Genomic DNA, 23,996 nt, shown 5'->3' on the forward strand with positions numbered 1-23,996 from the left:
ATCCGGGGGGGGGTGGAATGTGTGCCGCGCGCTCGGCGCTGCCGCTGTGCCAGAGCTGACGTCCCGCCAGGAGGCCGTCATCCACCCGGGGCCAGGAGGCCGTCCAGCGATCGTGGCAGGGGATACACCCGTTCCGCGGGGAACAGCCGCCGGGCCTGGGCGGAGTGCCCGGTACGGGCCAGGGCCGCCGCCTTGCGGACCTGGGGGGTGAGGTCGGTGAGGCCGACGATCCAGTCGTCGGTGAAGGTGCGGATCAGCCGGCGGCCGATGCCGACCTGGATGCTGTAGTGGTTCAGCGCCGCTCCGCGCAGCGAGCGTTCCGGGTCCCACTGGACGTGCACGGCCGCCTGGGCCACGGCTGCCGGATCCGCGGTCGTGAGCACGGCCTGGGACAGTGCCTCCTCCCAGCCCTCCCGGGTCATCCGTACGGCGAGGACACGCTCTTGGCCGGGCTTGCGCGCCCAGTTGCTGCGGTGCATGAGCCACGGGAGCGAAGGCTTGATCCATGTCATCCGGTGGAACGAGAACGGCGCGACGAAGCGGCCGGCGCGCAGTGCCGCGTCGGCTATGGCAGGCGCGTAGGCCTGGTAGACCACGATCGTGTCGGTGTCGTAGTCGGCACGGATCTCGTACTGGGCTGCCATGGGCTGCACCCTGTCATCCCCGACCTCCGCACCACGAACCCTTTTTCCTGCTCAGCGGGCGGGCGTCAGCGGGCAGGCGTCAGCGGGCGAGGTCGAGCGACGCGATCCAGGACGCGAAGTCTGTGGACACGACGTCGAAGTCCGCGGGCTCCAGATCGCCCAGGCCGGAGGAGAACACGGCGGAGTCCGGCTCGCCGACGCGCAGGAGGAATCCGCGGCCACCGCTGTCGTCGCCGACGAGGAGGAAACCCGGCGCGTACAGCGCGACTTCGTAGGTGGCGTTGCGCTCACCGATGTCCGCCGTGGAGTACACCGCGACACCGGACTCGGTGAGGAGGCCGTTCCGCACGCTCCACAGTTCTTCCAGTGCGGCCGGGAGGCTCATCGCTGTCTCGGTCCGCGCCCGCAGCACATCGGCCGCAGTCGCCGGTGCCGAACTCGCACCCGGTGTCATCCGCGGCCTTTCATGGCAGCGAGTCGGACAGCCCACTCGCGTTCGGCCGTGGCGAGGCCGCGCTCCAGTGTCTCGACGAGTGCCGTCCGGCTCACCGACGCCACCGTCGGCTCACCCCGGAGCTCGGTGCCCGAGTCGGGACCGCCCACCTCACGTACCCGGCAGGCCAGGTGCACCGTGTCCCCGTCGGGGAAGGCGAACGCGGTCACCTGGTCGGTGCACTCCCCCCACTCCAGGAACTCGCACCGCGCTAGGTCCTCCTCGTCCCCGGAGGAGGTCGCGGTACGGGTGTCGTCGTACATCCACCCCTCCGCGATGCGGAAGGCCTCGGCCGGCGAGGTGAACCAAGTCGGCGGCGGGGTCGGGGTGCGCAGGCGACCCAGCTCGTCCTTGAGCTTCTTGACCAGCAGCGGCGGGTAGAAGGCGTTGTCCCACGTGTTCACCTGGAGTCCGCCGACGAAGACGTCCACGCACAGCAGACCCGGGTCCCGCTCGACGTGGAACTCCAGACCGAAAGCGGCCCGCGACCCGATCAGCACCCCGACCTCCCCACCCCGAATACCAGGTCTCTCACGGCCGCAGCCTACTGATCCACCCTCGACACACGGCCCAGTGCCTCGTCAGGTGTAGACGATCGGGCAGTTCCGGCGCAGGGAGTGCTGGGCGGCGCGGAGATACAGGGCCACGTAGAACGCCGCGTCCAGGTCCTCTCCCCACGGTCCGGGGCGGGCGGCCGCCACCCGCTCCGCGTCGCCCTCGAGGAACCAGGTGGTGAGGTCGAGGTTGTCGCAGGCCTCGGGTATCGCGTCCAGGGGCAGTCGCACCGCCTCGGCCAGTCGGCGCGTCAGGTCGAGGACCCGGGGCGCTCCGGCGATCACGGTGGTGTCCGAGTAGGCGGACTCGACGGGCAGTTCGATCTCCTCGTCGAGCGGGACCGGCACCAGCACCGACCAGTCGAGGAGGGTCTCCGGCTCGGGGGGCGCCAGATGGGCGTGGGCGAGCTGGACGAAGCCGTATATGGAGGGCACCAGCTTCTCCTCGAACCGCGTCCCCGATCCGCGGACGAGTCGCGTGGCCTCCTCGGGCACGGACGCGTACGGCGGCAGTCCCCGGCGGCGCAGCTCCTCGTTCAACCCCGTGGCGACGGCCCCCCGGCCCTCCTCCTCGTCCGGGTCGAACCACTCCCCCGCACCCACACTCACCAGATAGATCCCCATGCCCCGAAAGCTACAGCGCACCACTGACAACGCCCCGCGGCACCGCTACGGGCCCTCGGTCAGGGGCGGGTCAGCAGGAGCGTCGGCAGCGTGTCCGCCAGGATCCGCTCGCGGGGCAGGGTGAGGCCGAACTGCTGCTGGAGCACCTCCAGGCAGGTCCGGTGCACGACCTGGTGGTCCAGGTCGTCGTCGGGAAGTCCGGCGGCGGTGAGCCGCTCCTGGACGGCGGCGACGACCTCGGGGTCGCCCTCGGGGCTGCCGTGCCCCCAACTGCCGTCCAGGTGCAGGTTGAACACGCACATCCGGTTCCCGTCGTGGCGATAGGCGAAGCTCGGGGGCACCGGCTTGCCGTTCTCCTCCTCGTACTCCAGCTGGAAGACGTGCAGTCCGCCCCGGTCGACCGGCCGGCCGCCGCTGCCGAACTCGCCTTGCCAGCCGCCGTACTTGATGACGTACGACCACTCGTCGAGCTCGCCGTGCCGCAGGGCGATGCCGTCCAGGACGTCTCCGTAGAGGCCCTCCATCAGGTCCTGCACCTGACGGCCGGTCAGTTCTCCGATGGGCCGGGGTTCGTACGGCCGGTGAGTGGTCTCGGCGATCCGCCGCGCCAGCGACTCCGACTCCAGGTCGGGCGCGATCACCACGCTGTAGCCGCCCCAGGCGATGGACTGCGGTGCGGCGAGCCAGGCTATTCCGTCGGTCATGGCGACCACCCTGCCGTATGGCGCCGAGGGGTGTCGGTGAGTACACCCCCGAAGACGGGTTCTGCCCCCAATGTGCCCGCGCCGCCGTCTCCGTAGCTTCTTCAGCGAGGCACATGGGGTGCCGCACGAAGGGGGACGACGATGTCGCGCACCGGTTCACGACGCAGGCACGACCCGGGACCCGCCGCCGAGGCACTGCGGCTGGTCAAGGTCCGCAAGACGTACGGCACGGGCGACAGTGCCGTGACCGCCCTGGACGGGATCACCCTGAGCCTCGGCCGGGGCACTTTCACCGCGGTGATGGGGCCCTCGGGGTCGGGCAAGTCCACGCTGCTCCAGTGCGCGGCCGGTCTGGACCGGCCGGACAGCGGGATCGTACGGGTGGACGGCACGGAGTTGACGGGCGGCGGCGAGGCGGAGCTGACACGCTTCCGGCGTGGCCGGGTGGGCTTCGTGTTCCAGCAGTACAACCTGCTGGAGACGTTGACGGTCGCGCAGAACACCGTGCTGCCGCTGAAGCTCGCGGGCCGCAGGATCGACCGGCGCAGGGCCGAGGACGTCCTCGCCTCCGTCGGGCTCGGGGACCGTCTCGGGCACCGCCCCGACCAGCTCTCCGGAGGTCAGCGGCAGCGGGTCGCGATCGCCCGCGCGCTGGTCACCGACCCCCGCGTGATCTTCGCGGACGAGCCGACGGGAGCCCTGGACACCCGCAGCGCGCGGGAGGTGCTGCGGCTGCTCCGAGAGGCGGTGCGGGTGCACGGCAGGACCGTGGTGATGGTGACCCACGACCCGGTCGCCGCCTCCTACGCCGACGCGGTGCTGTTCCTGGCGGACGGCCGGCTCGCGGGCCGGATGGAGGCGCCGACGCCGGACGCGGTCGCCGAGCGGCTCGCGCATCTCGGCGACGAGCCGCGCCTCATGCATATGGGCAACGACATGTCGGCGGGGGTGTGAGCGATGTTCACGCTGGCGATGCGGTCGGTACGGCAGCGGCCCGGACGGTTTCTCGCGACCCTGCTGGCCGCGTTCCTGGGCGCGGGGATCATCATGACGTTCAACTCGCTGTACGACACGGCGAGCCGGCCGGGCGTCGACCCGGTGAGCTCGCAGACGCTGACGACGTCGGCGAGCGTGGTCGGCGGTTACGGCACCCTCCTGGTGTTCTTCGCCGTGGCCTCGACGATGACGGTCAACGTCCGTCAACGGGCGGGTGAGTTGGAGCTGCTGCGCTGCTCGGGTGCGACGCCGGGGCAGATCAGGCGGATGGTCGTGGGCGAGGCCGTGGCGGTCGCCCTGCTCGGCGCCGTGGCGGCGATCGGCCCGGCGATGCTGGGCGCGCGGGCACTGCTGACCGCCTTCCAGGACAGCGGACAGGTCGCGGAGAGCGTCGAGCCCTCCTTCGGTCCCGTAGCCCTGTTCTCCGGCGTCGACCTCACCCTGGTCGCCGCGGCGGGCGCGGCCTTCCTCGCCGTACGCCGGGCCACACGGGGAGCGCGGCGGCGGGGCCGGACGCGGACGGTCCTCGCGTACGCCGCCCTCGGTCTCGGGGCCCTGTCGGCGCTCTCCACCTTCGCGTTCTCGGCGACGGACGAGGCGCTCATGGCGACGCCGGCGTACGGGGCGATCCTGCTGTCCGTGGGGTTCGCGCTGCTCGCCCCCCGGCTGCTGAAGGGGGTGCTGGACCGGCTGCCGCTGACCGGTGCGAGCGGCTGGCTGGCCGTGCGGAACCTGCGCCGCCGGGCGGACCACCTCTCCGGGATCCTGATGTCGCTGATCCTGTTCACGGCCGTGTCCGTCGCCACGCTGTACATGCAGGGCGTGGAGAGCGACGCCGTGGCGGCCTCGGGAGCGGTCAAGAGCGTCGACGCGAAGAACCTGGAGACGCTGAACCTCACGGTCGTCGGGATCATCGTGGTCTTCGTCTGCGTGATGCTGGTCAACTCGCTGTACGCGGCGACGGCTTATCGCCGCCGGGAGTTCGGGCAGCAGCGCCTCGCCGGAGCGACACCGGGGCAGGTCCTGGGCACGGTGGGCGCGGAGGCGCTGATCCTCACGGCCGTAGGACTGTTCTTCGGCACGGTGGCGGCGCTGGCCGGGATCGTCCCGTTCACCGTGGTCCGCGCCGACTCGGTGCTGCCCCACCAGGGGCCCGGCATCTGGGTGGCGGTCGGGGCGGTCGCGGCGACGGCGACGCTCGGGACGAGCCTGGCCACGGCCCGGAGGATGCTGCGCACTCCGGCGGTGGCGGCGGTGGGGTCGGCCGCGTAGGGGGCTCGGCGGAGTGCGGTGCCGGGTGGGGCCCCGCCCCGGGTGGACCCCACCCCGGGCGGGCCGCGGTCATCGGACCACGTGACAGAACCGGTGAACAAGCGCTTAGATAGTTGGCGGAAACGAGTTCGCGCCGCTGGAGGCCCCGTGCTGTTCACATCCGTCGACGACGTCTCCGCACGCCTCGCCGAGACCGGCTACCTCGCCTCGCCCGCCGTCGCCACCACCGTCTTCCTCGCCGACCGGCTCGGCAAGCCGCTCCTGGTCGAGGGACCCGCCGGGGTCGGCAAGACGGAGCTGGCCAAGGCGGTGGCGGAGGTCGCAGGGGCCCTGCTGGTCCGGCTCCAGTGCTATGAAGGTGTGGACGAGTCCCGGGCCCTGTACGAGTGGAACCACGCCAAGCAGCTGCTGCGGATCAGCGCCGGCCGGGACGAGACCTGGGACGAGACGCGCACGGACATCTTCAGCGAGGAGTTCCTGCTCTCCCGCCCCCTGCTGACCGCGATCCGCGGCGACGAGCCCAAGGTCCTGCTGATCGACGAGACCGACAAGGCGGACGTGGAGGTCGAGGGGCTGCTCCTGGAGGTGCTGAGCGACTTCCAGGTCACCGTCCCCGAACTGGGCACGATCACCGCGTCCCGCCGTCCCTTCGTCGTCCTCACCTCCAACGCGAGCCGTGAGCTGTCGGAGGCCCTGCGCCGCCGCTGCCTGTTCCTGCACATCGGGTTCCCGGAGGAGGAGCTGGAGCGGCGGATCGTACGGCTGAAGGTGCCGGGCCTCGACGAGACGCTGGCGAAGTCCGTGGTGCGGGTCGTGGGGGCGCTGCGGGCCATGGACCTGCGCAAGGTGCCCTCGGTCGCGGAGACCATCGACTGGGCGCGCACCCTCCTCGCGCTCGGCGCGGACCACCTCGACGAGACGGTCGTACGGGACAGTCTGGGAGTGCTCCTCAAGCACCAGGACGACATCCTCAAGGCGGGGGCCAAGCTCGACCTGGACGCGGTGTGAGCACCGCCGAGCGGCTCACCTCCCTGATCGGAGCCCTGCGCGCGCACGGCGTGCGGATCGGGACCGGCGAGACGGTGGACGCGGCCCAGGCGGTCGAGGCACTCGGGTTCACCGACCGCGAGCGGCTGCGGGAGGGCCTGGCGGCGACCCTGCTGCACAGCACGTCCCAACGGCCGGTGTTCGACCCGGTCTTCGACCTGTACTTCCCGCGGGGCGTCGGCGCCCCCGACACCGGCCCCGCGGACCGGGAGGAGCTGCGCGAACGCCTCGCGCGGGCCCTCGCCGCGAACGACGAGCCCCTGATGACCCGCCTCGCGGCCGAGGCCGTCGACGGGTTCGGCGGATACGGCAACTCCCCCTCGTCGGACGGCTGGTCGTCGTACCAGACGCTGGACCGACTGCGCCCGCAGACCCTCCTCGCCCGCGTCCGCGACGACGTGCGGGGCCGGCAGGGCATGTCCGGGTTCACCGACCGGCTCCTCGAGGACGAGATCCGGCGGCGCATCGAGGCGTTCCGCGCCCTGGTGGCCGCGGAGGCCCGGCGGCGGGTGGCGGAGCGGCGGGACCGGGACGAGATCGCCCGGCGCGCGGTCGCCCCGACGACCGACCGGGTCGACTTCCTGTTCGCCGGGAAGGACCGGCTGGCCGAACTGCGGCGCACGGTCCAGCCGTTGGCCCGCAAGCTCGCCACCCGGCTGGCGGCCCGCCGCCGCCGTGCGGCGCGCGGCACCATCGATCTACGGCGAACCCTGCGCGGTTCGCTGTCAACGGGCGGAGTGCCGATGAAGCCGGTGCTGCGCAGACGTCGGCCGACCCGGCCCGAACTGGTGCTGCTGTGCGATGTGTCGGGCTCGGTGTCGGGGTTCTCGGACTTCACGATGCTGCTGGTGCAGGCGCTGCACGACCAGTTCAGCAAGGTGCGGGTGTTCGCCTTCGTCAACCGGCTCGACGAGGTCACCGGGCTCCTCCGGCACGGCACGGCCGACCCGGAGGGGCTCGGCGCCCGCATCCGGGCCGAGGCCACGCTCACGGGCTGGCACGGCAGCAGCGACTACGGCGTCGCGCTGGGCGAGTTCGCCTCGCGGTACGGGGCCGCGCTGAGCCCGCGCACGACAGTGTTCGTGCTCGGTGACGCCCGCACCAACATGAGCGACCCGAACCTGTCCGCCGTCCGGGAAATCACCGAACGGGCGCGCCGCGTCTACTGGTTGAACCCGGAGGCACGACCGCAGTGGGGCACGGGCGACTCGGCCGCGTACGAGTACGCCGAGTTGGTGGAGATGCACGAGTGCCGCAACGTCCGCCAGCTCAGTGCGTTGGTGGGGCGGCTGCTGCCGATCTGAGGGCGCGAGCACGACCGGGCGCGAGAACGACCGGTTTGGCTACGTCCTGCCGAGTAACCCGTGCGGTTTCCGATGGCAAGGCGGGGCCTGTTCCCTACGCTCCGCAGTGACGGAGGGGGTCGCATGAAGGCAGTCGTCCAGGACCGCTACGGCTCGGTGGACACGCTGGAGTTGAGGGAGGTCGAGCGGCCGGTGCCGGGGGCCGGCGAGGTGCTGGTGCGGGTGCACGCGGCGTCGGTCAACGCCTACGACTGGCACTGGCTGCACGGCGATCCCAAGATCGCCCGGCTGGCGTTCGGGCCGCGCGCGCCGAAGGTGCGGATCCGGGGACGGGACTTCGCGGGCCGCGTGGAGGCGGTCGGACCCGAGGTCAAGGGCCTGCACCCCGGCGACGAGGTGTACGGCGAGGCGGACGGCACGTTCGCGGAGTTCGTGTGCGCCAAGGACACCGAGACGGATCTCAAGCCCGCCGGCCTCACCTTCGAGCAGGCGGCCGCGATGCCGCTGGCCGCGAACACCGCGCTCATCGGGCTGCGGGACGTGGCCGGCGTGCGGGCCGGACAGTCCGTGCTGGTGAACGGTGCCTCCGGCGGTGTGGGCACCTTCGCCGTGCAGCTCGCGAAGGCATTCGGCGCCCGGGTCACCGGTGTGTGCGGGGCGCGCAACGTCGAGCTCGTCGGATCACTCGGTGCCGACGACGTGGTCGACTACACGCGCGAGGACTTCACCCGCGCCGGACACCGCTACGACGTCGTGCTGGATCTGATCGGCAACCGTTCGCTGGCCGACCTGCGGCGCGCGACGACGCCCTCGGGAACCGTCGTCCTCTCCGGCGGGGGCGTGTTCGAGGGCGGCAGCCTCCTCGGCCCGGTGTGGCTCATGGCGCGCGCACGGCTGCTCTCCCCCTTCGTACGTCAACGCGTGCTCCCGCTGCCGGCGAAGGCGTGCAAGGAGAACCTGGCGGTGCTGCGGGAACTCGTCGACGCCGGGAAGATCGCCCCGGCCGTCGAGCGGATGTATCCGCTGAGCGAGGCGGCCGAGGCCATCCGGCATCTGGAGGTGGAGCACGCGCGCGCGAAGATCGTGGTCACGGTGGGGGGAGCGGGCGGGCCGTGACGAGCCGCGCGGCGGTTCGGGCACGGTGGGGTTGGCACGGTGCGGGGCTGGCACGGTGGGGGCTGGCACGGTGGGGGCTGGCACGGTGCGGGGCTGGCACCGTGCGGGACGGGTTCTCTCACTTCTCTTTCGCGTAGTCCCTCGCCATGCCGCCCGCGAAGTCGTAGACCACGCACTGTTCGTCTCCGACGACCCAGGCGTCATGTCCGGGTGACACCACGAAGACGTCCCCTGGGCCCAGTTCCTGCTCGCCGCCGCCCTCGTCCATCAGGATGTGCATGCGGCCCTGGACCACGTAGCCGTTGTGATGGACCTCGCAGCTCTTCGTCCCCGCGATCGGAGCGACGGACTCCGACCAGCGCCAGCCGGGCTCGAAGGTGCCGACGGCGAAGTCCAGCCCGCTCATGTGGACCGCCTCCAGGTGGCCACGCGGAAAATCGCGGCGCTCGTCCGGCTTGTCGAGCGTCTTCACCTCGAACATGACGGCTCTCCCTTCCGGCCGTGTCGGTACGGCCGGGGCCGGTCTCCGTCTCCCACCCGTCCCGGGCGGCACCGGCGGGGGCCGGTCCCACGTCTCCATGGTCCGCCTGTGCGGCTTGGGCCGCCATTCGGCTGCGCCGGGCTTGGCCGGGTGGGGGGTAGCTGGGTCGGGTTCGTGGTTGGGTGCGGGTTCGGTGGGGGCGGGCGTTTTTGCGCAGTTCCCCGCGCCCCTGGAGGCCTGCGGCGGCCCCTTGCTGTCCGGTGGGGGCGTGCGTAGCGCGTGTGGTTGCGTCGTGGGTCGGTGCCGGGGTGGGGGGTATCCGTCCTCGGTCCGGCGGCTCGGCCACTTGAGCAGCACTCGGTTCCGGACGCCGGCCGCTGCGGGCGGACACCCCCCACCCCGTCCCCTTCACGCCGTACGCGGCGAACGGCCGGTGGGGGCGGACGCGGGCGGCCAACGGCCCGTGGGGGCGCAGGCCAACTGCAACCCCCTAGGGGCGCGGGGAACTGCGCGACAAGCCACAACGCACCCGCACCCGCCCCACAACCGAACCCGGCACCCCCCTAGGCGCCCGGCCCCAGCCCAGCGCAGCGGGGGCGCGACCAGCCACAACGCACCCGCACCCGCCCCACAACCGCACCCAGCACCCCCCTAGGCGCCCGGCACCCCCGCCCTCAGTCCCCACCCGCACAAAGCCGCCCGAACCGCTCCGCATCCACATTGCCGCCCGAGACGATCACCCCGACCCGGCCAGCAAGGCCACCCACCCGGCCGCTGAGCAGCGCGGCCAGCGGACTCGCTCCGCTCGGCTCGATGACGATCTTCAGGCGCTCGAAGGCGAATCGCATGGCGTGTCGGATCTCGTCGTCGGTGACCAGCGCGATCTCGTCGACGAGCCGTCGGTTCACCGAGAAGGTCAGCTCGCCCGGGGTGTCGAGGGCCTGTCCGTCGGCGATGGTCTTCGGCACCGGGATGCTGACGCGTCGCCCGGCCTCCAGGGAGCGTTTGGTGTCGTCGCCGGCCTCCGGCTCGACCCCGATCATGCGGACGCCCGGATAACGGCCCTTGGCGGCGGTCGCGCTTCCCGCCATCAGTCCGCCGCCCCCGACCGGCGCGAGCAGGGCACCCAACTCACCGGTTTCTTCGAGGAGTTCGAGTGCGGCCGTGCCCTGTCCTGCCATCACGTGGGGGTGTTCGTAGGGCGGGACGAGCGCCAGGCCCCGTTCGGCCGCCAGGGCCCGGGTGATGGCCTCGCGGTCGCCGGTGTAGCGGTCGTACGTCACGATCTCGGCGCCGTAGCCCTCGGTGGCCGCCCGCTTGGAACGCGGGGCGTCCTCCGGCATCACGATCACCGCCGTGGTGCCGAGTTCACGCGCCGCCAGGGCTACCGCCTGGGCATGGTTCCCGGAGGAGTAGGCGGCGATGCCCCGGGCGAGCTGGTCCGCGGTGAGCCGGGAGGCCGCGTTGTAGGCGCCGCGGAACTTGAAGGCGCCGACCCGTTGGAAGTTCTCGCACTTGAGGAATACCTCGGCGCCGACCAGGGCGTCGAGCGTGCGCGAGCGCAGCACCGGCGTGCGGTGCGCCACGCCCTTGAGTCGGGCGGCCGCGTCCAGGACGTCGTCCAGGGTGACCGGTGGGGTGGTGGTCGTCACGTATGCCCTCCATTGTTCGCCTGCTCCCGGGCATCTGCCAGGGACCCGGACTGTTCCCGCATCCCTTCCGAGGGCCGGGACCGGGACTCTTTTCGGGACTGGGACAGGTAGCTGTACGCGGAGGCCCTCGAGATGCCCAGTCGTCCCGCCACCTGCTCGATCGCCCGGCGCACCGCGAACACCCCCCGCTCGTCCAGGCTCCGGAACAGGTCCAGGCGCCCTGCGCGGTCGAGCAGCGCCCACGACTGGTGTCGGTGCGCGTCGAGCATGACGTCCACGACGGAGTCGATGTCGTCGCCGAAGGTGGTCACCGGAGGTTCGGCGGGGGCCGCGCCGATCCCGGCCAGCGCTCCCAGCAAGGCGTGGACCTCGCTCGCCGCGCCGACGTCGACATTGACGCACAACGCGCCGAAGACCGCGCCCGAGGAGTCCCGCAGCAGCATCGTCGACGACTTGACCAGCTTGCCGGTGTCGGTCCGGGTGACGTAGTTCAGCTCGTCGGCCGCCTCGTCACCCCGGGCGACCATGCGCATGCCGATCTGACTCATCGCCCCGCCCACCGTGCGCCCGGTCACCGCGCCGGACAGGGCCACCACGGACCGCTCCGGTCTCCGGTAGTCATGCAGCACGACCTCGCACACCGGCCCGAAGGTCGCCGCGATCCCGTCCACGACCGGTGTGAGCGCGGCAAGGATCGCGTCCCGTTCCGCCTCCATCTCGCGCCTTCTCCCTTCCGTCACATAGGTAGACTAGCAATCCAATCACTGGACCACCAGTCCAATTTTTCCTGGACCCTCGCCCGTTCGGGGATCTTGACGCCCCTTGAGTTACCGGTAACATCAACTCTCATGTCCTTGACGACGGCGCCCCCGCGCACTCCGGTCTTCAGTCCGGCCGCCGTGGTCGCCTCCTGCGTCGGCTTCGTCCTCATCGGGGCGCTCCAGGCCCTGTACGGACCGGCGATTCCGGCGTTCCGCGAGGAGTTCGGGCTGTCCCCGTCCGGGGCCGGACTCGCGCTCAGCGCCCATTTCGTCGGCGGGGTCGCCGGTGTCCTGCTGTTCGACCGGCTCTACGGCCGGATCGGCAACCGCCGGATCCTGGGCGCCTCCTATCTGCTGATGGCCGTCGGCGCGGCGGGCTTCGCGTCGGCGCCGAACTGGCCGTCCGCGCTGGCCGCCGCCCTGCTCGCGGGACTCGGCTTCGGCGGGATCGACTACGGCCTCAACCAGTTGTTCGCGGTCGGCTTCGGCCGGCGCTCCACCGCGATGCTGAACGTCCTCAACGCGCACTTCGGCATCGGCGCCGTCCTCGGCCCGGCGCTGATCGGCACCGTCGGCTCCGCGCACTACCCGGCGGTCTTCCTGGGCTTCGCGCTCGTCACCCTGCCGCTGCTGCTGTGCCTGAAGGGCGTACGGGACGAGGTGCCGCAGCCGTCCGACACGGCCACCGCGTCACCCGGCGTGCTCGGCCGCAGTCTGGCCTCGGTGCTCTCGGTGTTCGTGACGCTCTACGTCCTGCACGTGGGCGTCGAGGCGGGCGTCGGAGGCTGGGAGCCCACCCATCTGGAGACCGTGGGCTACGGCGCCGGGGTGGCCGCCACCGCCACCTCCGTCTACTGGCTGATGATGACCGTGGGCCGCTTCCTGGTCGCCCCGATCGCGCTCAGGTTCTCGGCGCAGACCATCATCACCGTGTCCTGCGCCGGCATGACGGTCTGTCTGCTGCTGGCGTCCGTAAGGGAGTTGGCGCCCTACGCGTACGCCGGTGTCGGACTGTTCATCGCTCCGGTCTTCCCCACCGGCCTGCCCTGGCTGCACCGGGCCGCCCCGGGCGCCCGCCGGGCCGGTGCCCTGGTCATCGCCGCCTCGATGATCGGTGGTGTGGCCGCGGGCCCGGCCCTGGGCAAGGCCATCGAGTGGTCCGGGATCCGGGCCGTGCCGCTTCTGCTGAGCGGCGTCTCGGCGCTCTGTCTCGCCGCCACCCTCTGGCTCGTCCGCAGCACCCGAACCCACTGAAGCCCCTTCGAAGGGATGCCCCGCATGCCCGCTCTGACGACGTCCTCCGACGGTTTCCTCCTGCACGGTGAGCCGTTCCGGATCCTCTCCGGGGCCATGCACTACTTCCGGATCCACCCCGACCAGTGGGCCGACCGGCTGCGCAAGGCCCGGCTGATGGGTCTCAACACCGTCGAGACGTATCTGCCGTGGAACCACCACCAGCCCGAGCCCGGCACCCTCGTCCTGGACGGCTTCCTCGACCTGCCGCGCTGGCTGCGCCTGGCCCAGGAGGAGGGACTCCAGGTGATCCTGCGTCCCGGGCCGTTCATCTGCGCCGAGTGGGACGACGGCGGGCTGCCGTCCTGGCTGCTCGCGGATCCCGACATCCGGCTGCGCACCAGCGACCCGCGCTTCACCGGGGCGTTCGACGGCTACCTGGACCTGCTGCTCCCCGCGCTGCGCCCCTATCTCGCCGCGCACGGCGGTCCGGTGATCGCCGTCCAGGTGGAGAACGAGTACGGGGCCTACGGCGACGACACCGCGTACCTCAAGCACGTCCAGCAGGCGCTGCGCGAACGGGGCGTCGAGGAGCTGCTGTTCACCTGTGACCAGGCCAACCCCGAGCACCTGGCGGCCGGTACGCTGCCCGGCACGCTCGCCACCACCACCTTCGGCAGCCGGGTCGAGGAGAACCTCGCCGCGCTCCGCGCCCACCAGCCCGAAGGGCCGCTGATGTGCGCGGAGTTCTGGATCGGCTGGTTCGACCACTGGGGCGGCCCCCACCATGTGCGGGACGCGGCCGACGCCGCCGCCGACCTGGACCGGCTGCTCGCGACCGGGGCCTCGGTCAACATCTACATGTTCCACGGAGGCACCAACTTCGGCTTCACCAACGGCGCCAACCACAAGCACGCCTACACCCCCACCATCACCTCCTACGACTACGACGCGGCCCTCACCGAGAGCGGTGACCCCGGCCCCAAGTACCACGCCTTCCGTGAGGTCATCGCCCGCCACGCCCCGGTCCCGGAGGAACCGGCCCCGGCTCCCGCGCCCAAGCTCCCCGTCACCGACGTCGACCTGGACCACCGGGCGCCGCTGCTGCCGTACGTCCGCGGTCTCGCGCCGATACGCACCGAGGCGCCCGCGACGATGAACGAGCTGGGTGTGCGGTCGGGGCACGTGCTGTACCGCACCACGCTGCCCGCCTCCGGGGAGGGCCTGCTGCACTTCGCGGGCGGGGTCGGGGACCGCGCCCTGGTGTTCGTGGACGGCGCCTGCGTCGGTGTACTGGAGCGTGAGCGGCACGACGAGACGCTGGTGGTGCGCGTGCCGCACGCCGGTGCCGTGCTGGAGGTGCTCGTGGAGAACATGGGCGGGGTCAACTACGGGCCGCGCATCGGCGCGCCCAAGGGGCTGCTCGGCCCGGTGTCCTTCCAGGGGACCGCCCTGCGCGGCTGGGAGGCGCGGCCGGTGCCGGTGGACGATCCGGCGGCCGTGCCGTTCGGGGCGTACGAGACCGGCCCGTCCGCCGGGCCCGCCTTCCACCGGGGCACGTTCGAGGTGGCCGCACCCGCCGACACCTTCCTCGCCCTGCCCGGCTGGACCAAGGGCCAGGCCTGGGTCAACGGCTTCCACCTCGGCCGCTACTGGAACCGCGGCCCGCAGCACACGCTGTACGTACCCGCCCCGGTCCTGCGCCCGGGCTCCAACGACCTCGTCGTCCTCGAACTGCACGCCACCACCGCCACCCGTGCCCGGCTCACGGACCGCGCCGACCTCGGACCGGAGAACACCTGGTGACCCGCCCCCACCGACTGCGCGTCCCCGCGCCCACCGCTCCCCCGCTCACCGGCCACCTGCCCTTCGCCGACGCGCCGGGCGTGGCCGACCCGATCGAGGTCACCAGCCGCTGGCTCACCCGTGGCGGCCGCCCCTGGTTCCCGGTGTCCGGCGAGTTCCACTACTCCCGCTACCCCGCCGGGGAGTGGGAGGAGGAGCTGCTGAAGATGAAGGCGGGCGGGGTGACCGCCGTCGCGAGCTACGTCATCTGGATCCACCACGAGGAGATCGAGGGCCGGGTCCGCTTCGACGGCGACCTCGACCTGCGCCGCTTCGCCGAACTGTGCGCCCGCCACGGCCTGGACTTCGTCCCCCGCGTCGGCCCCTGGTCGCACGCGGAGGTCCGGGGCGGCGGCCTGCCCGACTGGCTGCTGGCCCGCGACTGCGTCCCCCGCACCGACGACCCCGCCTACCTGGAGGCCGTACGCCCCTGGTTCGCGGCGATCGCCGAGCAGTTGAGCGGTCTCGACCGCGCGCACGGCGGCCCGATCGTGGCGATCCAGATCGAGAACGAGCTCTACGACCAGCCCGGCCACCTCCTGACCCTCAAGCGGATGGCCCAGGAGGCTGGTCTCAGCGCGCCCCTGTGGACCTCGACCGCCTGGGGCGGGGTCCAACTCCCGCCGGACGAGCTGCTTCCGCTGTACGGCGGCTACACCGAGACCTTCTGGACGGAGGCCGACGGCGGCTGGCCCGACACCTGCCGCAAGCACTTCTTCTTCACCCACCAGCGCGACGACGAGGGCATCGGCTCCGATCTGCGCCCGGTGCGGGTGCGGGGCAGCGAGCCGGACGCCTTCGCGGACCGATTCCCCTGGGCCACCTGCGAGTTGGGCGGCGGCATGGCGGTGTCGTACCACCGGCGCCCGTACGTCGATCCGGACGACATCGGCGCGCTCGGCCTCACCAAGATCGGCTGCGGCTCGGTCTGGCAGGGCTTCTACATGTTCCACGGCGGCACCAACCCGCCGGGCGAGCTCAGCACCCTCCAGGAGTCGCACGTCACGGGCTATCCGAACGACCTGCCCCTCCTGACGTACGACTTCCAGGCACCGCTGGGCGAGTACGGCCAGTACCGGCGCACCTACCACGAACTCCGGCTCCAGCACCTGCTGTTGGCGGACTTCGGGCACCTCGTCGCCCCCATGGAGTCGGTGCTCCCGGAGGAGCGGCCGGACGGACAGCTCGACCGGGACACCCTGCGGTGGGCGGTACGCGGTGACGGGAACTCCGGCTTCCTGTTCGTCAACAACCACCAGCCGCACGAGCCGCTGCCGGACCATCCCGAGACGTCGTTCTCGGTCGAATTCCCGGGCGGGGGCGGCGAGTTGGCGTTGCCGAGCACCCCTGTCACGGTTCCGGCCGGCGCCTACTTCTGCTGGCCCCTGCGTCTGGAGCTGGGCGGGCTGCGGCTGGAGTGGGCCACCGCCCAGCCGGTGTGCACGCTCGACGTCGAGGGCCGTACGGTCCTGGTGCTGGCCGCCACGGACGGCATCGCTCCCGAACTCGCCCTGGACGCGGACACGGTGGCCGCCCTGTGCACACCGTCCGGGGATGTCACCCCGGTCGGCGACCGGCTGCTGGTGACCGGGCTGCGGCCCGGCACCGACGCGCTCGTCGAGGTGGACACCGCCGACGGCGGGCGGGTCGGTCTGCTGGTGCTGGACGCGGCGACGGCCCGAACCGCCTACCGGGGCACGGCGTGGGGCGCGGAGCGGCTGGTGCTGAGTGCGGACGGGGTGGTCTTCGACCGGGACGAGGTGCGGCTGCACGGTTCGGGTGCGGCGACGTCGTTCGCCGTGCTTCCGGCGCCGGAGCGGGCGCCCGTCGTGGACGGGGTGGTCGCGGAGGCGGCGGCGGACGGGGTGTTCACCCGTTACGCGGTCCCGTCGGTGTCGGGAGTGGAGGTCTCCGGCGTCGAGGTCACCCTCGTCCGGGCCGCCGGGCCCGCGCCGGAGACCGTCACCGGGGTCCTGGGCCGGGCGAGCGTGCCGGCCGACAAGTACTTCGACGGCGTGGCCGCCGAGTACCGCATCGACGTGCCGGACGGACTGCCGCCGGGCACGCTGCTGCGGCTGCACTGGCACGGGGACGTGGGCCGGGCGTACGTGGGCGGGACCCTCGTCGCCGACCAGTTCTTCGCGGGGCGGGTCTGGGACATCGGCCTGGACCGGCTGCCCTCGGACGCGCTGCGGGCCGACGGGCTGCGGGTACGGGTGCTGCCGCTGCACGCGCGAGCGCCGGTCCATCTGCCGGAACAGGCGGACGTCGACCGGGAGACGGCCGCCGTGACACACGCCGAGTGGATCACCAGGCGCACGCGTTCGGTCCAGCCGGGGTGACCTGGCCCGGGCCGGGCACGGCTCGGGCCAGGCGGGCTGACCTGCCCGGTAGTCCCGGTGCTCGGGCCCGGCCCGCCTATGCTGAGCCATCGGCGGGCCGGGACCGCCGTACCGCCGCCACCACCGCCGTCGCCTCCACTGCCCTTAGGCCCCCGCCACCCCGCCGTTCCACCGCCCCCACCACGTCGAGGAAACCGCCGCCATGAGTCCAAGCGCCGCCGAAGGAGCCGTGCCGAAGGGGCGCAGCCGACGTAACTTCGCGGGGTCGCGTCCGGTCATGGACGACGTGGCCCGGTTGGCCGGGGTCTCCAAGCAGACCGTCTCGCGGGTGCTGAACGAGCATCCCTCCGTGCGTCCCGAGACCCGCGAGGCGGTGCGAACGGCGATGCGGACCCTGGGCTACCGGCCCAGCCGGAGTGCCCGGTCGCTGGCCAGCGGGCGGACCAGGATGCTCGGGGTGATCTCCTTCGACGCGGCCCGCTACGGACCGGCGTCGATCCTCACGGCGATCAACACCGCCGCCCAGGAGGCCGGTTACCTGCTGAGCTCCATCTCCCTCGACACGGCCGAGCACGACACGGTCGTCGAGGCGGTGGGCCGGCTCTCGGCGGAGGGTGCGGACGGGGTGATCGCCATCGCCCCGCAGCTGTGGGTGGGTCACGCCCTGGCGGACACCCGGTTCGACACCCCGCTGGTGGTGCTGGAGAACGGCTTCGACCTCGAGACCGAGCGGGTCACCGGCAACTCGCGGGAGGGCGCCCGCAAGGCCACCCGGCATCTGCTGGGACTCGGCCATTCGACCGTCTGGCACATCGCGGGCCCGAGCGGCTGGACCTCCGCCGACCACCGCCTGGAGAGCTGGCGCACGACCCTGGAGGCGGCCGGTGCGCGGGTCCCCGAGCCGCTGTTCGGGGACTGGAGCGCCGACTCCGGCTACCACCTGGGCCGGCGGCTGGCCCGGCGCACCGACGTCACCGCGGTGTTCGTCTCCAACGACCAGATGGCCCTCGGAGTCCTGCACGCCTTCCACGAGGCAGGCCGTTCGGTGCCGGGTGACGTCAGTGTGGTGGGCTACGACGACATCCCCGAGGCCGCGCATCTGCTGCCGCCGCTGACGACCGTGCGCACCGACTTCGCAGAGATCGGCACGCGCGCCCTGCGTCTCCTGCTGAGCCGCATCGACGAGCGGACGAAGCCGCCCGGCCCCGAGTCGCTGGTCCCGGTGGACCTGGTGGTCCGGGCGAGCAGCGGTGCGGCGCCGGGCCGCTGAGCTCACGAGAGCGTCGCGGTCCGGTCGGTGGAGGCGCGGTCGGTGGAGGCGCGGAAGACCGTCTCGACGGGCAGGGTCCGGGTGGTGCCGTGGGGGGCCTCGCCGGAGAGGATCTCGCCCAGCAACCGGGCGCACTCCACGCCCATCTGACGTGGCTTCAGGTCGATCGCGGTGATCGGCGGTTCGGCGGTCCGCATCGCCTGGCTGTCGACGCAGGAGGCCAGCAGCAGGTCCTCGCCCACGACCCGGCCCGCGGCCCTGATCTCGGGGAGGACGGCCGCGGCGGCCCCGTCGGCGGCGCACACGAGCGCGTCGGTCTCCGGTGCCCCGGCGAGCAACTCCCGTACGGCAGCCCGGAGTACGGGTGGCGGGGCGCCGAGGGGTGCCGCGTGCTGGAGCCGGGGCACGCCGCGTTCTGCGCACCAGCGGGCGTAGGTGTCCTGGAGGGTGAGGGCCCAGTCGAAGGTGACGTCGCAGGCGAGGAACGCGGGCCTGCGGGCGCCCCTCGCGCGCAGATGGTCGAGGAGCCCGGTCATGGACGTCTCGTGGTCGGACCAGAGCACCCCTGCGGGCTGCCGGTCGCCGACGTAGCGCTCGGCGGTGACGACCGGCAGGCCCGCGTCCATCAGCCGGTCGACGACGGGGTCCTCGGCGACCGGGTCGCACAGCACCAGCCCGTCGACCCGCGGGAGGCGCCCGGAGGACAGCAGGGTGACGTCGAGCCCGGCGTGGGCGGCCTGTTCGGCGACCCCGAACACGAACGACATGTAGTACTCGGCGTTGGTGGGGAACTCCGGGACGTGCAGTCCGATGGTGCCGGTGACGGAGGTGCGCAGGCTGCGGGCGTTGCGGTTGGGCGCGTAGTCCAGGCGCCGGGCGGCGTCCAGGACCGTCCGGCGGGTCGGCTCGGACACCCGGCCGTGGCCGCGCAGCGCGTCGGAGGCCGTGGTCGTGGAGACCCCCGCCGCACGGGCGACGTCGGCGAGGGTGGCGGGGGTCCCGGGGCGGGGCGGGGTGCGCGGGCTGCTGGCAGGTGGCATGGTCACCAGCCGTTCGTCAGGACGTCGTCCAGGGCCGTGACGAACACGTCGGCGCTCCGGCGGGTCAGACACAGCGGCGGCTTGATCTTCAGCACGCACTGCCGGTCCGAGGTCGGCTGGACGATCACACCGAGTTCCCGCAGCCGGTCGCAGATCGCTGCGGTCTCCTCGGTCGCCGGCTCCAGGGTCCCGGGGTCCCGGACGAACTCGACGCCCAGATACAGCCCAGAGCCGTGCACCGCGCCGATCAGCGGGTGTCGCAGGGCGAGTTGCTCCAGCCGCTCCTTCAAGTACCCGCCCACGTCCAAGGCGTTCTCCTGGAGCCGCTCGTCCCGCAGCACGTCGAGGACGGTCAGGCCGACGACGCTGCTGACCGGGCTGCCCCCGGCGGAGGAGAAGAAGTAGCCCTGGGTGCGGTAGGCGTCGGCGATCTCCCGCCGGGTGATCACGGCGCCCAGGGGGTGCCCGTTGCCCATGCCCTTGGCCACGGTGACGATGTCCGGGACGACGCCTTGCTGCTCGAACCCCCAGAAGTGGGTGCCGAGCCGGCCGTAGCCGACCTGCACCTCGTCGGCGATGCACAGCCCGCCGACGGCACGGGTGGCCTCGTAGACCTGCCGGAGGTAGCCGTCCGGGAGGGGGATGCCGCCCGCGTTGCCGTAGAAGGGCTCACAGATGAAGGCGCCGGGCCGGCGGTCCTGTTCGGCGAGTTCGGCGATCCGCTCGGCGGCCTCCGTGCCGTACCGCCATGCCTCGGCGCCCCGGTGCCGGCCGCGGTAGGAGTTGGGCGCGGCGACGGTGTGGATCCAACTCGGGCGCGAGGAGAGGGCGTTCGGGTTGTCGGCGATCGAGGTCGAGACGGCGTCGCTCGCGTACGTCCATCCGTGGTAGGCCTCCTCGACCGCGACCGTGTCCTGCCGTCCGGTGGCGGCCCAGGCGAGCCGCAGTGCGAGGTCCACCGCCTCGGAGCCGCTGTTGACGAGGAAGACGGTGTCGAGTTCGGCGGGCAGGAGCGCGGTGAGCCGCTCGGAGAGTTCCACCACGGAGCCGTAGTGGAAACGGGAGTTGGTGTTCAGGCGCTGCCACTGGCGGTGCACGGCGTCGCTCAGCGCGGGGTGCCCGTGGCCGAGGATGGTGACGTTGTTGAGCATGTCGAGGTAGGCGCGGCCGCGGGTGTCGACGAGGTGGTGGCGCCAGCCGCGTTCGATGCGGGGCGGCCGGTCGTAGTAGTGCTCCTGGACCGTGGCGAAAGCTCGGTCGCGGCGGGCGAGGAGGTCTTTCTCGGCGGGCGGCTCCCCGGCCCCTCGCCCGTTGAGCAGGTGCGTGGGGTCCGGGCTGAGCGCGAGCCGGCCGGCGGCGAGGTCGGGGGTGGCGAAACGGGGCGGGCGCTCGGCGAGTTCGCACAGCTGGAGGCCGAGGACGTGGGTGCCGTCGCGTTCGGCGACCGTGCCGAGGAGTTGTCCGGCGGCGGTCGGGCCATGTTCGGCACCGCTGTCGACGCCGTACAGCCAGAGGGTGGGTCCCTCGCCGCGCAGGCTGATCGTGCCGTCGGGGTGGCGGGTGAGCGTGCCGTCCCAGGGCGCGTGCACCCTCGACGGGCCCGCGAGGTAGAGGTCCACGCCGAGGGCGCAGGTCGCGGGGGCGTCCATGGTGTCGACGGTCGTCCGGGTGAGGCGGAACTCGCCGTGCCGGGTGCGGGCCGCCGCGAGGCCGGAGGCCAGGACGGCCTCGGCGTCCGCGTCGAGCCACCGGCCCGAGTGCAGCAGCTCGCTCTCGGTGGAGAGGTCCAACTCGATGACGGAGTCGGGGAGTTCCGGCACCAGCGGGTGCGTGGCCACGGTCGTGACCGACGGCCGGGGGCGGCCGAGGGACTCGCGCAGGTGGGCCGTCATCACCTCCGCCGGGACCGAGACGGCGGCCTCGAACATGGCCCACTCCCGGTCCAGGGCGGCGGACGCGTACCCGTTGTCGGGGTCCTGGAGGACGTCGTACTGCCCGCTGACCACCAGGACGGCGGCCCGCAGCACGACGAGCGGCCACAGTACGGCCAACTCCCCGTCGGTGAGGGGGCGTACGGCGTCGAAGGCATGGACGGCGGGCAGGACGGACGTCGGTCCGGCGCCGTGGTGGTGGAGCACCGAGGTGCAGGCCACCGCGAGTTCGGCCACGGTCCAGCCGGTGCCGAGGTCTCCGAAGTCGATGACGCCGACCGGCATCCGGCGGCCGTCCGGCGCGGTCTCGCAGACGACGTTGTTGTCGGTGATGTCGCCGTGGACGAACTGCACCGGCAGCCCCCCGGCGTGGGGCTCCACGAGCGCGTGGGCCGTCCGGGCGGCGCTCAGGGCCTGGTCGGCGCGGGCCCGGTCGGGGCAGTGCGGGGCGAGGGTCTCGACCACGGCGAGGGCGTTGCGCAGGTCCCACGGCCGGAAGCGGTCGGGGTCGGAGGCGGTGAAGTCGGCGAGGGCGGCGGCGATCCGTCCGGCGAGTTCGCCCAGCCGGGCGACGACCACGGGGGCGAGGTAGCGGCTGTCCATGATGGGCTCGCCCGGCACGAACTCCAGGAGCCGGCAGTCGAGCCGGACACCGTCGGCGGTGAAGGGCTGCACCACGTCACCGTCGGTCCCGGGCCGGGCCCGCGGCAGCCGAACGTCCGGGAGGGCACGGGCCAGGTGCTCTACGGCGGCGCACTGGGCGCGGAGTTCGTCCTGCCCGGTCGCGGAGTTGGCGATCTTGAGGACGTACTCCCCCGTCCCACCGCGCACCCGGTAGTTGCGGTCCTGCTGGCTGCCCAGGTCCCGCACGCTGCCGTGCACGCCGAACCGCGCCGCCAGTACCGCCGCCGCGGTGGCCTCGTCGATCGGCGCGACGGGTCGCACCAGCCAGTCCGTGGACGGAAGGCCCATGGTCGCTCCGCTTCCGCGGCGAGCTGCCGCTACTCTGCCGGAACGTTCCGGCACGTCTGCCGTGACGGTAGGACGGAACGGGCGTTCGGGTCAACGCCCACCACAAGCCGTCTCTCCCCCCTCAGCCACCGGTCAGTGGGCCCAGTGCGTCACCCGCCGCCGGTCAGAGAGCCCAGTGCCTCTCCCACCAGCGCGATGCCCTCGTCGACCTCGTGGGCGGCGCCCGCCGCGTAGCCGAGGACCAGGCCGGGCGGGCCGGGCGTGAGGCGGTGCCAGGACAGGGGGTGCACCTTGACGCCCCGCTCCAGCGCGGCCGCGGCGAGGTCGGTGTCGCGCAGGCCGGCCCCCAGGTCGTCGAAGGTGACCATGAGGTGCAGGCCGGCGGCCGCCCCGTGCACGCGGGCGCCGGGCAGCCGCGTCTCGACGGCCCGCAGCATCGCGTCCCGGCGTCTGCGGTGGCGCTGCCGGACATGGCGCAGATGGCGTTCCAGCTCGCCGGAGTCCATGAGCCGGGCGAGGACCAGCTGGGTGAGGATGCCGTTGCCGAGGTCGGCGTAGCGCTTGGCCGTGACGACGGCGTCCAGCCGGTCCGGCGGGACGAGCAGCCAGCCCACGCGGAGCGCGGGGGCGAGGAGTTTGGAGACGCTGCCCGCGTAGCAGACCCCGTCGGGCAGCAGCGAGCGCAGGGCCGGGACCGGCGGCCGGTCGTAGCGGTGCTCGGCGTCGTAGTCGTCCTCGATGACCACCCCGCCGGCGGCGGCCCAGCTCAGCAGTTCGCGGCGGCGTTCCCCGTCGAGGACGACGCCGGTGGGGAACTGGTGCGCCGGGGTCGTCAGCACCGCCCGGGCACCGCAGGCGCGCAGCGCGCCGACGTCGAGGCCGCCCGCGTCCACGGGCACGGGCACGACGGTGTGGCCGCCGTACTCCAACTGCTGGCGCGCGCCGAGCGATCCGGGGTCCTCGACGGCGACACGGTGGACGCCCTCGGCCCGCAGGAGCTTCCCGAGCAGGGAGAAGGCCTGTGCCACACCGGCCACCACCACGACCTCGTCCGGGTCGGCGCGGATGCCCCGGTTGCGGGCCAGCCAGCCGACGACGGCCCGGCGCAGGGCGGGGGCGCCGCGCGGGTCGCCGTAGCCGAAGTCCGCCGGGGTGACGCCCGCGAGGACGGCGCGTTCGGCGCGCAGCCAGGCGGTGCGGGGGAAGGCGGCGAGGTCGGGGAGGCCCGGGGAGAGGTCGATACGGCACGGCAGCGCGCGCAGGGCGTCCACGACGCCGTCGCGGACGGCTGAGGCGAAGAGCGCGGACCCCGGTCCCGGCACCGACGCCTCGTGCGCGCTCTCGCGCGGGCCGGCGGGCGCGACGGGTGCGGCGGGCGCGGCCACGACCACGGTGCCGAGCCGGCCGCGACCGGCGATCTGGCCGGACTCGGCGAGTCGCCGGTAGGCCTCGGTGACCACGCCCCGGGTGACGCGCAGTTCACCGGCGAGGACCCGGCTGGCGGGCAGCCGGGTCCCGACGGGCAGCCGGCCGTCGGCGATGGCCGACCGCAACCGGTCGGCGAGCCAGGCGGTACGGCCGCCGGGCGGTGCCTGTCCGATGTCCAGCTGGAGGAAGTCCGAGCCCAGGGCCGTATCGGCACCCGGCGTGGCGGACGCGGTTTTGGACCCCTCGGACGATGACTTCGTGGACCTGCCCATGGCGTCCATTGTGCG

General features: G+C 72.9%; 20 protein-coding genes. 9 read left to right on the top strand and 11 right to left on the bottom strand.

Annotation, left to right across the window (positions count from 1 at the left end):
• Positions 1-77: 77 nt before the first annotated feature.
• The 5 genes from OHN19_RS03270 to OHN19_RS03290 form a co-directional block, all read right to left on the bottom strand.
• Complete coding sequence (locus OHN19_RS03270; RefSeq protein ID WP_330262640.1) at positions 78-644, bottom strand: DUF4291 domain-containing protein; 567 nt, start codon at positions 642-644, stop codon at positions 78-80.
• A gap of 79 nt (positions 645-723) precedes the next feature.
• Positions 724-1,029, bottom strand: coding sequence for a hypothetical protein (locus tag OHN19_RS03275; protein ID WP_330262641.1), 306 nt, complete (start codon positions 1,027-1,029; stop codon positions 724-726).
• Between the two features lie 65 nt (positions 1,030-1,094).
• Positions 1,095-1,637 carry a hypothetical protein gene (locus tag OHN19_RS03280; protein WP_330262642.1) on the bottom strand — a complete coding sequence of 181 codons (543 nt, stop codon included), beginning with the start codon at positions 1,635-1,637 and terminating at the stop codon, positions 1,095-1,097.
• A gap of 81 nt (positions 1,638-1,718) precedes the next feature.
• On the bottom strand, positions 1,719-2,315 hold the full coding sequence (locus tag OHN19_RS03285) for a hypothetical protein (RefSeq protein ID WP_330262643.1): 597 nt from the start codon (positions 2,313-2,315) through the stop codon (positions 1,719-1,721).
• A 59-nt stretch (positions 2,316-2,374) separates the two neighbouring features.
• Complete coding sequence (locus OHN19_RS03290) at positions 2,375-3,019, bottom strand: hypothetical protein (RefSeq protein ID WP_330262644.1); 645 nt, start codon at positions 3,017-3,019, stop codon at positions 2,375-2,377.
• A gap of 141 nt (positions 3,020-3,160) precedes the next feature.
• Here OHN19_RS03290 and OHN19_RS03295 point away from each other — a divergent pair, with 141 nt between their 5' ends.
• The 5 genes from OHN19_RS03295 (at position 3,161) to OHN19_RS03315 (ending at position 8,754) form a co-directional block, all read left to right on the top strand.
• Positions 3,161-3,973, top strand: coding sequence for an ABC transporter ATP-binding protein (locus OHN19_RS03295; RefSeq protein WP_330262645.1), 813 nt, complete (start codon positions 3,161-3,163; stop codon positions 3,971-3,973).
• A gap of 3 nt (positions 3,974-3,976) precedes the next feature.
• Entirely contained in the window at positions 3,977-5,287 is a 1,311-nt protein-coding gene (locus OHN19_RS03300; RefSeq protein ID WP_330262646.1) for an FtsX-like permease family protein, read from the top strand.
• Between the two features lie 150 nt (positions 5,288-5,437).
• Positions 5,438-6,295, top strand: a complete 858-nt coding sequence (locus OHN19_RS03305) for a MoxR family ATPase (RefSeq protein ID WP_330269519.1) — start codon at positions 5,438-5,440, stop codon at positions 6,293-6,295.
• Positions 6,292-7,638 carry a vWA domain-containing protein gene (locus OHN19_RS03310; protein WP_330262647.1) on the top strand — a complete coding sequence of 449 codons (1,347 nt, stop codon included), beginning with the start codon at positions 6,292-6,294 and terminating at the stop codon, positions 7,636-7,638. Before OHN19_RS03305 ends, OHN19_RS03310 begins: the two co-directional genes overlap by 4 nt.
• Positions 7,639-7,761: 123 nt before the next feature.
• On the top strand, positions 7,762-8,754 hold the full coding sequence (locus OHN19_RS03315) for an NAD(P)-dependent alcohol dehydrogenase (RefSeq protein ID WP_330262648.1): 993 nt from the start codon (positions 7,762-7,764) through the stop codon (positions 8,752-8,754).
• A 118-nt stretch (positions 8,755-8,872) separates the two neighbouring features.
• On the opposite strand, the gene OHN19_RS03320 is transcribed toward OHN19_RS03315, so the two are convergent.
• The 3 genes from OHN19_RS03320 to OHN19_RS03330 form a co-directional block, all read right to left on the bottom strand.
• Positions 8,873-9,235: a cupin domain-containing protein gene (locus OHN19_RS03320; protein ID WP_330262649.1), complete on the bottom strand. Its 363-nt coding sequence runs from the start codon at positions 9,233-9,235 to the stop codon at positions 8,873-8,875.
• Positions 9,236-9,909: 674 nt separating this feature from the next.
• The gene (locus OHN19_RS03325) at positions 9,910-10,887 is read right to left on the bottom strand and encodes a pyridoxal-phosphate dependent enzyme (protein WP_330262650.1); all 978 of its coding nucleotides are present in this window, start codon (positions 10,885-10,887) and stop codon (positions 9,910-9,912) included.
• Entirely contained in the window at positions 10,884-11,603 is a 720-nt protein-coding gene (locus OHN19_RS03330; protein ID WP_330269520.1) for a helix-turn-helix transcriptional regulator, read from the bottom strand. Before OHN19_RS03330 ends, OHN19_RS03325 begins: the two co-directional genes overlap by 4 nt.
• A gap of 132 nt (positions 11,604-11,735) precedes the next feature.
• Between OHN19_RS03330 and OHN19_RS03335 the strand changes: the two genes are divergently transcribed.
• From OHN19_RS03335 to OHN19_RS03350, 4 genes are all read left to right on the top strand, one after another.
• Positions 11,736-12,902: an MFS transporter gene (locus OHN19_RS03335; RefSeq protein WP_330262651.1), complete on the top strand. Its 1,167-nt coding sequence runs from the start codon at positions 11,736-11,738 to the stop codon at positions 12,900-12,902.
• Positions 12,903-12,926: 24 nt separating this feature from the next.
• Positions 12,927-14,687: a glycoside hydrolase family 35 protein gene (locus OHN19_RS03340; protein ID WP_330262652.1), complete on the top strand. Its 1,761-nt coding sequence runs from the start codon at positions 12,927-12,929 to the stop codon at positions 14,685-14,687.
• A complete protein-coding gene (locus OHN19_RS03345) occupies positions 14,684-17,068 on the top strand; it encodes a beta-galactosidase (RefSeq protein WP_330262653.1) in 2,385 nt (794 codons plus the stop codon). The genes OHN19_RS03340 and OHN19_RS03345 overlap by 4 nt, the downstream gene beginning before the upstream one ends.
• A 202-nt stretch (positions 17,069-17,270) precedes the next feature.
• Positions 17,271-18,338, top strand: coding sequence for a LacI family DNA-binding transcriptional regulator (locus tag OHN19_RS03350; RefSeq protein WP_330262654.1), 1,068 nt, complete (start codon positions 17,271-17,273; stop codon positions 18,336-18,338).
• A gap of 2 nt (positions 18,339-18,340) precedes the next feature.
• On the opposite strand, the gene OHN19_RS03355 is transcribed toward OHN19_RS03350, so the two are convergent.
• The 3 genes from OHN19_RS03355 to OHN19_RS03365 form a co-directional block, all read right to left on the bottom strand.
• Positions 18,341-19,378, bottom strand: a complete 1,038-nt coding sequence (locus tag OHN19_RS03355; RefSeq protein ID WP_330269521.1) for a LacI family DNA-binding transcriptional regulator — start codon at positions 19,376-19,378, stop codon at positions 18,341-18,343.
• A gap of 2 nt (positions 19,379-19,380) precedes the next feature.
• Positions 19,381-22,281, bottom strand: coding sequence for an aminotransferase (locus OHN19_RS03360; RefSeq protein WP_330262655.1), 2,901 nt, complete (start codon positions 22,279-22,281; stop codon positions 19,381-19,383).
• 149 nt (positions 22,282-22,430) lie between these two features.
• Positions 22,431-23,990: a PLP-dependent aminotransferase family protein gene (locus tag OHN19_RS03365; RefSeq protein ID WP_330262656.1), complete on the bottom strand. Its 1,560-nt coding sequence runs from the start codon at positions 23,988-23,990 to the stop codon at positions 22,431-22,433.
• Positions 23,991-23,996: the final 6 nt, after the last annotated feature.

Source organism: Streptomyces griseorubiginosus (assembly GCF_036345115.1).
GTDB classification, from domain to species: Bacteria; Actinomycetota; Actinomycetes; order Streptomycetales; family Streptomycetaceae; genus Streptomyces; species Streptomyces griseorubiginosus_C.